At 43.5% G+C, this 667-nt stretch carries 2 tRNA genes and 1 rRNA gene; all 3 read right to left on the minus strand.

Features of this window, described 5'->3' with window-relative positions:
* Window positions 1-325: 325 nt before the first annotated feature.
* Window positions 326-402: transfer RNA gene (locus ACO0LD_RS31745), tRNA-Ile, on the minus strand.
* A 25-nt stretch (window positions 403-427) separates the two neighbouring features.
* Window positions 428-503 (minus strand) — tRNA-Ala (locus ACO0LD_RS31750).
* Window positions 504-588: 85 nt separating this feature from the next.
* Window positions 589-667 (minus strand): 16S ribosomal RNA (locus ACO0LD_RS31755); the annotation flags it as partial.

Here is a 667-nt window from a genome sequence, read left to right on the forward strand (position 1 = left end):
TTACTTTAGCGTTTGCCGTATCTCAAGGAATTTGATTTTTTCTAAAACTTGTCTTTCGACAGCTTTTCAAACTCTTTTTAATACTATGTTTGTTCGATACAATCACAACCCTTCCATAATTTCCACTCACAACTGTCGTTGCAAGCTTCTCTTTACAGAAATAATTTTGATTATTTCTACTTTACTTCTTCTAAATTGTTAAAGAACGAGAACTACTTATTACTATGTCTTTCGCTTTGAAAGTACAAACCTAAATCTCAACGTTGTATTGTGTAGCATTCATTCGCTACATCCGCTGACTTACGTTTGCACTGTCGAGATCTTGTGGTGGGTCTGGTTGGGCTCGAACCAACGACCCCCGCGTTATCAACACGGTGCTCTAACCAACTGAGCTACAGACCCGATTCCTAAACTTCTACCAGAATCTTGGTGGAGGATGACGGGATCGAACCGACGACCCCCTGCTTGCAAAGCAGGTGCTCTCCCAGCTGAGCTAATCCCCCTTTCGGGAACATGATCTCTTACCTGTGTTCTCTATTCATCATTAACAGTCAATAAGTGTGGACACTTAACTACGCGCTACTCTAGAAAGGAGGTGATCCAGCCGCACCTTCCGATACGGCTACCTTGTTACGACTTCACCCCAGTCACGAACCCTGCCGTGGTA

This window comes from Undibacterium sp. Ji83W (genome assembly GCF_049340385.1).
GTDB lineage: Bacteria > Pseudomonadota > Gammaproteobacteria > Burkholderiales > Burkholderiaceae_D > Undibacterium.